This is a genomic window from Nocardia ninae NBRC 108245, from assembly GCF_007990755.1.
Taxonomy (GTDB): Bacteria; Actinomycetota; Actinomycetes; order Mycobacteriales; family Mycobacteriaceae; genus Nocardia; species Nocardia ninae.
Genome location: NZ_BJXA01000151.1, coordinates 1 through 7,921, shown reverse-complemented (window position 1 = coordinate 7,921; position 7,921 = coordinate 1). Strand labels below are relative to the sequence as shown.

Genomic DNA, 7,921 nt, shown 5'->3' with positions numbered 1-7,921 from the left:
GCGCGGGCTGCTGGACCGCAGCCCGATCGACCCGGGCAACGTCGACGACGTGATCGTCGGCTGTGTCGACAACATCGGCCCGCAGGCCGGAAACGTCGGCCGCACCGCATGGTTGGCCGCGGGTTATCCGGAGGAGGTGCCCGGCGTCACCGTCGACCGGCAGTGCGGATCCAGCCAGCAGGCCATCAATTTCGGCGCACAGGCCATCATGAGTGGCACCGCCGAGGTGATCGTCGCGGGCGGGCTGCAGAACATGAGTGCCATCCCGATCTCGTCGGCCATGCTGGCGGGCAAGGAGTACGGCTTCGACTCGCCGTTCGTCGGCTCCGCAGGCTGGGACCACCGCTACGGCACCGCCGAGGTCACCCAGTTCCGCGCCGCGCAGCTGATCGCCGAGAAGTGGAACATCAGCCGAGAAGACATGGAGCGCTGGGCTTTGCGCAGCCACGAGCGGGCCCGCGACGCCATCAAGAACGGCCGCTTCGATCGGGAGATCGTGCCGGTCGGCGACTTCTGGATCGATCAGGGACCGCGCGAGACCAGCCTGGAGAAGATGGCCTCGCTGCCGCCGCTGGCCGAGGGCAGCCCGCTGACCGCGGCCGTCGCCAGCCAGATCTCCGACGGCGCGAGCGCCACCCTGCTCGCCTCCGAATGGGCCGTCGAGGCTTACGGATTGACGCCGCGGGCGCGCATCCACCACGTCAGCGCGCGCGGCGCCGACCCCATCTTCATGCTCACCGCGCCGATCCCGGCGACCAAGTGGGCGCTGGAGAAGACCGGCCTGACCATCGATGACATCGACGTGGTGGAGATCAACGAAGCCTTCGCCCCGGTGGTACTCGCCTGGTTGAAGGAGACCGGCGCGGACCCGGAGCGGGTCAATGTCAACGGTGGCGCGATCGCCCTCGGCCACCCGCTCGGCGCCACCGGCGCAAAGCTTTTCGCCTCGCTGCTCAACGAACTCGAGCGCGTCGGCGGCCGGTACGGCCTGCTCACCATCTGCGAGGGTGGCGGCACCGCCAACGCCACCATCATCGAGCGGCTCGGCAGCTGACTCGCGGCTAGACAGCCAGACGTGCGGTGAGGTCGGCGGCGAGCCGGCCGAACCGCGCGTCGTCGGCGCGCCAGAGTAATGCGGTGCTGACCTCGAGGTTCAGGTCTTCGACCGGCAGGAAACGGAATTCGGTGCGGTCGACGGCGGACAGGCCCTCGGAGTCGACGGGGGCGAGCAGGAAGGCGCGGGTCCGGCGCAGCATCATGAGCAGGCCGTCGATGGTCTTGAAGCGGTCTGTGCTTTCGTCGATGCCCTTGCCGGACAAGGCGGTTCGGGTGTCATGGGTCAGTTCCCAGTGTTCGGGTCCTCGAATGTGAGTGAAGCCATCCAGGTCCGCTAGTCGGATCGAGGTACGTCCGGTGAACAGGGTGGCGTCGACGAGTACGCCCATCGGTTCGGTGGCGATGATGACGGAGTCGACTTCCGCACCGGCGGACGGGATATGTGAAAGCGCCAGGTCGATGTGGTTGCCGTGCAGGCTCGCCGCCATGTCGGCCGAGCGCAGGTGCTCGAGGGTGCAGGTGTAGTCGGACGCGAGATCGGCCAGCGCGGCGGTGAGCCGGTCGTCGATGTCGGAACCGAGCAGTTCCGGGACGGCGACGCGGACGGCGATCGGCTGATCGTCAGCGAGTTGGTCGCGCAGTGCGTCCACGTCGCTGACGATCGAGAATGCCTGCGGCACAAGCCGTTCGCCAGCCGGTGTCAGCCGGACGTACCGGGCGGAGCGGTCGAAAAGTGGTGCACCGACTTCGGTTTCGAGTACTTCGATGCGCTGACGCAGCGCTGGTACGGACATCTGCAACGCCTGCGCGGCCTTGGTGAAGTCGAGTTCGCTGGCGACTGCCAGGAAGCAGCGTAGGTGATAGATCTCCATTTGCGACATGGTAGCTATTTGACTAGAGGGTGCTCCACTTGACTGTGTCGGACATTTACAGCAAAGCGAATTGTGCGCTGATATCGCAGGTAGAGTGGTATTGATGGTCGCGGATCAGCCTGAAAGGATGGGTTAGCTGGTCGATTGACCAGCTATTGCGTCGATCGGCCCGAGTGGACGGCGAGCACCCGAAGCGGCGTAGCGCTGCGCGCTCGAGGCGAACGCGCGAAATGCCCCGCCCCTGGGCAGGGCGGGGCACGTACGCCGGTGACTCAGAGGTTCTTCTGCAACCCTTCGATCCGGGCGATCGCGTCGGCGACGATGCGATCGATCAGCTCCTGACAGGTCGGCAAATCCTCGATGATGCCGGTGACCTGCCCGGCGGCGAGCACTCCCGCCTGGGTATTGCCCTCGACCAGACCGGCGCGCAACAACATCGGCGTATTGGCCGCCATGACCACCTGAGACCAGGTGAGGTCCTTGGTCTTTCGCATGGCGAGTCCGTCACGCACCAGGGTGGACCATTTCATGCCGGTCATACTCTTGAACTTGGCGGCATTGGCCACCGCGGCGGCCAGGCCACGGGTCCGGCCCGAATGCTCCAGGCGCTGCACCAGTTCGGTGTTCAGGACCCGGTGCGGCATGCCGTCGACCTTGGTGGATACCACGGTGTCCTGCAACTGCCTGCGCAGGTACTCCTGCTTGACCGCCTCGGGCACGGTGCTCTCCCGCGTCAGCAGAAAGCGGGTGCCCATCGCGACGCCCGCCGCGCCGTAGGCCAGCGCGGCCGCCAAGCCGCGGCCGTCGAAGAACCCGCCCGCGGCGACCACCGGTATGTCGACCGCGTCCAGCACCGACGGCAGCAGCAGCGTGGTGGCCACCGGGCCGGTGTGCCCGCCGCCCTCGCCGCCCTGCACGATCACCGCGTCGGCGCCCCAGGACGCGACCTTCACCGCGTGCTTGGCCGCGCCGATCGACGGAATCACCACCACGCCCGCGTCTTTCAGCTTGGCGATGAGGTCCTGCTTGGGTGCGAGCGCGAACGAGGCGACGGCCACCTTTTCGCGGATCAGCAGATCGATCCGCTCGGGTGCGTCGGTGGCATCGGCGCGGATGTTCACGCCGAACGGTTTCCCGGTGTGCGCCTTGGTCTTCGCGACCGCCGCTTCGAGCTCCGGGTAGGTCATGGTGGCCGAGGCGAGGATGCCGAGACCGCCCGCCTCGGCGGTGGCCGCGACCAGGCTCGGGCCCGCGACCCAGCCCATGCCGGTCTGCACGATGGGATGTTCGACGCCGACCAGGTCGGTCAGCGCGGTGCGCAGCCGGCCGGTCATGACGGCACCTCGGTGTCCCGGATGTTCTTGGGATCGAGGACATCCCGGATCAGGCGCAGTTCCTCGGCGGTGGGCAGCCGAGTCTCCTCGGCGTCGGCCAGTCCGTGGATCTCGAACGAGGTGTTCTCGGCGACCTCGGCGGCGGTGACGCCGGGGTGCAGGCTGCGCGCCCGCATGGTGTGGCCGGGCCCGGCGAAGTCGAAGACGCCCAGGTTGCTGACCACCCGGTGCAGGTGATGGAACCGGAAGGCCGGGTTGTCCGGGTCCACCTTGTCGTAGCCGACGCCGGCGACGATATCGACCTGATCGGTGAAGACTCGGCTGGTGTGCCGCGAAACCCAGTAGCTGGTCGCGTGATTGATCGTGTTGCCCGGTGCGCCGCGGACCCCGAACATCTGCCGGGTCGGCCGCTGCAGCGGACCGAACGCGGACAGGTTCTGATTGCCGAAACGGTCGATCTGATTGGCGCCCATCACCACGTGCCGTCGCCCGGAGGCCACCACATCGAACACCCGGCGAAACGGTATCCACCCCTCGATCGGCGCCTTGCCGCCCAGCGGGGGAGTGTCGGCGAACAGCAGCGCCTCGCCGTCGGAGAGCAGCAGATCGGGTTCGGTGGTCAGCTTGGCCAGCCGCGCGCCGATGATCGACATCGGTGACATCGGGCTCGCCATGATTTCCCCTGCGCCGCTGAAGATCTCCGCGCAGGCGACCGCGCAGACCTCGGCGCGGGTGATCGTCTCGGTCGAGCTCATTTCTTCGCCTCCTGTGCGAACTCGCGGACGGCGGCCTGGTACTCGTCCTCGGAGACGGCCAGATACGTGTCGACGAACCGCTGCCACGCCTCGGGCGTCTTGGCCGATTGCACGTAATGCTTCTGGAACTTCTCGTCCCGGCCGTAGCTGTCACCGGCCAGGGTGAAGTGCGCACCGTTGGGTGCCTCGACCACCCCGTCCACCATCATTCGATTGAGCAGCAGCGATTGCAGCGGCACGGTTTTCACCAGCTCGTCGGTCTCCACGATCCGCTCGACCGACACGTACCGGCGCTCTGCCGCCAGGCAGTACAGGTCGTCGAAGTACGGATCGACTCCGGTGTAGGCGGCATTGCCGTGCCGGTCACCGATGTTCAGATGCACCAGCGCCGCGTCGAGATTCAGGGCGGGCATCGCCATCAGGGTCTCGGTCCGGCCGTCGGCATCGGGATAGGGCGAGGCGACCGTGCGCATTTCGCCGTCCCAGAAGTTCGGCACATCAGAGCCGAGCCCGGCCCGGATCGGCAGGAACGGCAACCGCGCCGCGGCCGCCTCCAGCCCGCACTTGAGCATGCCCTCGTCCATCTCGCGCGCCACCAGCGCGCCCGAGGTCCGGGCGTGCGCGAACCATGGGTCGTAGAACGGCGCCGAATCCAGTGACACGAAGCCGTAGTACGCCTTGCGCACCTTGCCCGCCGAACACAACAGACCGAGGTCGGGCCCGCCGTAACTGACCACCGTCAGGTCGGTGAGGTCCGACCGCAGGATGGCCCGCACCAGCGCCATCGGCTTGCGCCGCGACCCCCAGCCGCCGAGGCCGATGGTCATTCCGCTGCGCAACTCGCCGACGACCTCGTCGAGCGACATTCGCTTGTCTCGCATGACTTTCCGATCTCCTACTGCTCGGCCTTGCGCGCGGCCAGATCGTCGTCGAACCGGGCGCGGATCTCGTCGGCGACGCCGGCGAGATTGAGTTCGAAGGTGAATCCCTGCTCGTACCGGTAACTGCGGTGCACGTCCTGGGTATCAATGCCGTTGAGCGCCCGCTTCGCCGCGCGGATCACCCGCCCGTCCTTGGCGGCGATGTTCTTGGCGACTTCCATTGCCGCGGCATCGAGTTCGGCGCGCGGCACCACCTGGTACACCGACCCGAAGTGGTGCAGCTGCTGCGCGGTGATGGTGCTCGCGGTGTAGAACAGCGCCCGCATCAGATGCTGCGGCACCAGCCGGGACAGGTGGGTGGCCGCGCCGAGCGCGCCGCGGTCCACCTCGGGCAGCCCGAAAGTGGCGTCGTCCGAGGCGATCACGACGTCCGCATTGCCGACCAGCCCGATCCCGCCGCCGAGGCAGAAGCCCTGCACCACCGCGATCACCGGCACCGGGCAGTCGTAGACCGCCGCGAACGCCTCGAAGCAGCCGTGATTCGCGTCGATCAGCGCCTGATGTCCGGGCTTGCTCTGGATCTCCTTGATATCGACACCGGCGTTGAAGCCGCGATTCTCGGCGCGCAGCACCACGACTCGCGTCTCCTTGTCCCGCCCCGCCTCCCGGATCGCGTCGGCGATGTCGAACCAGCCTGCCGTCGGTATGGCGTTGACCGGTGGGTAGTCCACCGTGACCACGGTGATGCCGGTTGATTCGGAGTGACGGTTGATCCCCATCGCCTATCCCTTCGTGAAGGCCCCAGCCCATCGTGGGACCCGGCTCGGCCGCGGCCCAGCGTTGGCAAAGCAAGCAGTTGCTTGGTAGGTTAGCACGGTGGCACTCGAAATCGATCTGGCCGACCGCGTCGTTCTGGTGACCGGCGGCGTCCGCGGCGTGGGTGCCGGTGTGAGCAGGGCCTTCCTCGAAGCGGGCGCGACAGTGATCGCCTGTGCCCGCCGTCCCGCCGACGCACCGGTCGAGGCCGACGGCCGCGCGATCGAGTTCCTGGCCTGTGACATTCGCGACGCCGACGCGGTGCGCGAGCTGATCGACACCGTCGTCGCGCGACACGGCCGACTCGATCACCTGGTCAACAACGCGGGCGGCGCCCCGTTCGCACTCGCCGCCACCGCGAGCAAGAACTTCCACGCCAAGATCGTCGAGCTGAACCTGCTTGCGCCGCTGCTGGTTTCGCAGGCGGCCAACGCGGTGATGCAGCAGCAGCCGGACGGCGGCACGATCGTCAACATCTCCAGCGTCAGCGGCCACCGCGCCTCACCGGGCACCGCCGCCTACGGCGCCGCGAAGGCGGGCATGGACAGCTTGACCGCCTCGCTGGCCGTCGAGTGGGCGCCCAAGGTGCGGGTGAACTCGCTCGTCGTCGGCCCGGTCGACACCGAGCTCAGCCGGCTGCACTACGGCGACCAGGACGGCATCGACGCGGTGGGCCAGACCATTCCGCTCGGCCGGATGGCCGCCCCGGAGGATGTCGGCCGCTGCGCCGTCTTCCTCGCCTCCCCGCTGGCCTGCTACGTCAGCGGCGCCGCCCTGCTGGTGCACGGTGGTGGCGAGCGCCCCGCCTTCCTGGCCGCGTCCACCGCGGCGGCCGGTCGGCAACAGTCCTGAAGACAACGGACCCCACGAAGAGGACACAGGTATGGACACCGAGCAGATCTGCGCAGGCCGCACCGTCATCGTCACCGGCGCGGGCCGCGGCATCGGCCGCGCGCACGCACTCGCCTTCGCCGCGGCCGGTGCGAAGGTGGTGGTCAACGATCTCGGCTCGGCCCTCGACGGCGCCGCGACCGCCGAGACGCCGGCCGAACAGGTGGTGGCGGAGATCACCGCGCTCGGCGGCACCGCAGTGGCCAACGGCGACGACGTCGCGGATTGGCAAGGCGGTCAACGGCTTATCCGGCAGGCGGTGGATACCTTCGGCGGCCTCGACGTGCTCGTCAACAACGCCGGATTCGTTCGCGATCGGATGCTGGTCAACCTCGGTGAGGACGAGTGGGACGCGGTGATCCGCGTGCACCTCAAGGGCCACTTCGTCACCATGCGGCACGCGATCGAGTACTGGCGCGGCGAGTCCAAAGCCGGTCGCCCGGTCGACGGCCGCATCATCAACACCAGCTCCGGCGCGGGCCTGCAGGGCAGCGTCGGTCAGGGCAACTACGGCGCGGCCAAAGCCGGCATTGCGGGACTTACGCTGACGGCCGCCGCGGAGTTCGCTCGCTACGGCGTCACTGTGAATTCCATCGCACCTGCGGCCCGGACCAGGATGACCGAAACGGTGTTTGCCGAGACCATGGCGCGGCCGGAAGACGGCTTCGACGCGATGGCTCCGGCGAACATTTCGCCGCTGGTCGTCTGGCTCGGCAGCCCAGAATCCGCATCGGTCACCGGGCGCATGTTCGAGGTCGAGGGCGGGAAAATCGCACTTGCGGACGGGTGGCGCCACGGTGCCGCGGTGGATCGCGGTGCCAGGTGGTCGCCTGCCGAGCTCGGCCCGGTGGTAGCTGACCTGATTGCCAAGGGGATGCCGCCCGAACCGGTGTACGGGGCCTGAGCGGGCTTCCGACCTTCTTCCTGCGCACGTAACGATAGGGGTTTACTATGGCCCCCATCCGTTGAAAGTCCCGTGTGAGAGTCGCGACCGGGTGAGATCTGCGCTTTACGAATGAGGGGAAGGCTCGGCGCATGGCCGTTGGTCGCACGTTCCGTGTGGTTGCAGTAGCTGGAGCTGTGGCCGGCTTTGCGCTACTCGGCCCGGTTGCGGCGGTAGCCCAGCCCTCAGGTCAGTGCCCGCAGTGCGCTGCCGACCCCGCACCGCCGCCGTACGACGGCGGAGAGACCTGGTTACCGCTGTCGGTGCCCGGGCAGCCGACAGACGTCAGTGCGGTGCCCACCAATCCCGCCATCGGTTCGGGCTCGGCAGCCGCCGGTTCGGCCGCGGCGGGCTCGGCTGCGGCCGGTGGCTC

The 7,921-nt window shown here is 68.2% G+C and carries 9 protein-coding genes; 3 read left to right on the top strand and 6 right to left on the bottom strand.

The features are described 5' to 3' along the window. A partial coding sequence (locus NN4_RS43935) for an acetyl-CoA C-acetyltransferase (protein ID WP_147144251.1) occupies positions 1 to 1,054 on the top strand: 1,054 nt, incomplete at its 5' end. 7 nt (positions 1,055 to 1,061) lie between these two features. Here the strand turns inward: NN4_RS43935 and NN4_RS43930 are convergent. The 5 genes from NN4_RS43930 to NN4_RS43910 form a co-directional block, all read right to left on the bottom strand. Next, positions 1,062 to 1,928 (bottom strand): LysR family transcriptional regulator, encoded by an 867-nt coding sequence (locus NN4_RS43930; protein ID WP_186818922.1) that lies wholly within the window; start codon positions 1,926 to 1,928, stop codon positions 1,062 to 1,064. 272 nt (positions 1,929 to 2,200) lie between these two features. Continuing rightward, positions 2,201 to 3,262 (bottom strand): NAD(P)H-dependent flavin oxidoreductase, encoded by a 1,062-nt coding sequence (locus NN4_RS43925; protein WP_147144245.1) that lies wholly within the window; start codon positions 3,260 to 3,262, stop codon positions 2,201 to 2,203. Continuing rightward, entirely contained in the window at positions 3,259 to 4,017 is a 759-nt protein-coding gene (locus NN4_RS43920; RefSeq protein ID WP_147144242.1) for a CoA-transferase subunit beta, read from the bottom strand. Before NN4_RS43920 ends, NN4_RS43925 begins: the two co-directional genes overlap by 4 nt. Next, positions 4,014 to 4,898 carry a CoA transferase subunit A gene (locus NN4_RS43915; protein ID WP_186818921.1) on the bottom strand — a complete coding sequence of 295 codons (885 nt, stop codon included), beginning with the start codon at positions 4,896 to 4,898 and terminating at the stop codon, positions 4,014 to 4,016. The genes NN4_RS43920 and NN4_RS43915 overlap by 4 nt, the downstream gene beginning before the upstream one ends. 14 nt (positions 4,899 to 4,912) lie before the next feature. Continuing rightward, complete coding sequence (locus NN4_RS43910; protein ID WP_147144238.1) at positions 4,913 to 5,677, bottom strand: enoyl-CoA hydratase family protein; 765 nt, start codon at positions 5,675 to 5,677, stop codon at positions 4,913 to 4,915. 97 nt (positions 5,678 to 5,774) lie between these two features. Here NN4_RS43910 and NN4_RS43905 point away from each other — a divergent pair, with 97 nt between their 5' ends. Together NN4_RS43905 and NN4_RS43900 are read left to right on the top strand one after the other, a co-directional pair. Further along, positions 5,775 to 6,566 (top strand): SDR family oxidoreductase, encoded by a 792-nt coding sequence (locus NN4_RS43905; protein WP_147144235.1) that lies wholly within the window; start codon positions 5,775 to 5,777, stop codon positions 6,564 to 6,566. A 31-nt stretch (positions 6,567 to 6,597) separates the two neighbouring features. Then, the gene (locus tag NN4_RS43900) at positions 6,598 to 7,509 is read left to right on the top strand and encodes an SDR family oxidoreductase (RefSeq protein ID WP_147144231.1); all 912 of its coding nucleotides are present in this window, start codon (positions 6,598 to 6,600) and stop codon (positions 7,507 to 7,509) included. 229 nt (positions 7,510 to 7,738) lie between these two features. Here NN4_RS43900 and NN4_RS45890 read toward each other — a convergent pair. After that, on the bottom strand, positions 7,739 to 7,921 hold a 183-nt coding region (locus NN4_RS45890; RefSeq protein WP_222595280.1), incomplete at its 5' end, for a hypothetical protein.

Coding starts and splice junctions, on each gene's coding strand:
- NN4_RS43930 (WP_186818922.1), bottom strand. CDS start 1,928: ATGGAGATCTATCACCTACGCTGCTTCCTGGCAGTCGCCAGCGAACTC.
- NN4_RS43925 (WP_147144245.1), bottom strand. CDS start 3,262: ATGACCGGCCGGCTGCGCACCGCGCTGACCGACCTGGTCGGCGTCGAA.
- NN4_RS43920 (WP_147144242.1), bottom strand. CDS start 4,017: ATGAGCTCGACCGAGACGATCACCCGCGCCGAGGTCTGCGCGGTCGCC.
- NN4_RS43915 (WP_186818921.1), bottom strand. CDS start 4,898: ATGCGAGACAAGCGAATGTCGCTCGACGAGGTCGTCGGCGAGTTGCGC.
- NN4_RS43910 (WP_147144238.1), bottom strand. CDS start 5,677: ATGGGGATCAACCGTCACTCCGAATCAACCGGCATCACCGTGGTCACG.
- NN4_RS43900 (WP_147144231.1), top strand. CDS start 6,598: ATGGACACCGAGCAGATCTGCGCAGGCCGCACCGTCATCGTCACCGGC.